Annotated in this window: 1 protein-coding gene; it reads right to left on the bottom strand. The window is 55.8% G+C overall.

Going from position 1 to position 575, the window contains the following annotated elements; all coding sequences use genetic code 11:
- Nucleotides 1-53 precede the first annotated feature (53 nt).
- Nucleotides 54-575 (bottom strand): hypothetical protein (locus tag G7B67_RS13360; RefSeq protein ID WP_207780953.1); only part of this gene is annotated, 522 nt, incomplete at its 5' end.

The raw sequence follows: 575 nt of genomic DNA, 5'->3' as shown, positions 1-575 counted from the left end.
CCTAACACCTGAATTAAGCCGAACCGCGAAGCGGTTTCGGCTTGAATGAATTGTTAGCGGTCACTGGCGGGGAGAACAAATGCGAGCTCTCCACCAGGACACGCGATGACGTCTATCCGATCCCCAGGACTCGACCAAGCCAGACCGGCTTGCCAAGGCTCGTGGACGTCGTTCTTGCCATTGAGAAATAGAACGGAGCCGTCTGTGAAGGTCAGTACCAAATGCGGCCACGGGTGCAACACCTCGATACTAGCCACAACTTTGTGCCGGAGCGTTGAGATAAGTGCGATCTCAGCCTCCTCAGAGTCCGGGCCGGGAGTGTCCTGTTCCTCGGCCGGTAGTGTGGCGGGTCTTTCCGGGTAGACGCACCAAGCTGACCCAAGATTGATGTATGGCTCTCCGGGCGCGTTCTCTGTAGAGAAGAGGATCTGCGGGATTCCTCCGAATCGCATCCCAGATACAGAGGTGCCAGCTATCAGCCCACTCAAGATGCTCTCGGCCTTCTGATTGGTTTGATGTTCGATCATGTTGGCTGTGACCGCTAACACCTGAATTAAGCCGACATGCGTAGTGGA

It is taken from the genome of Cognatiluteimonas telluris, assembly GCF_011320095.1.
In the GTDB taxonomy this organism is placed as follows: domain Bacteria; phylum Pseudomonadota; class Gammaproteobacteria; order Xanthomonadales; family Xanthomonadaceae; genus Cognatiluteimonas; species Cognatiluteimonas telluris.
Note: the sequence above shows the minus strand (reverse complement) of the source record. Positions and strands in the feature narration are given on the sequence as shown.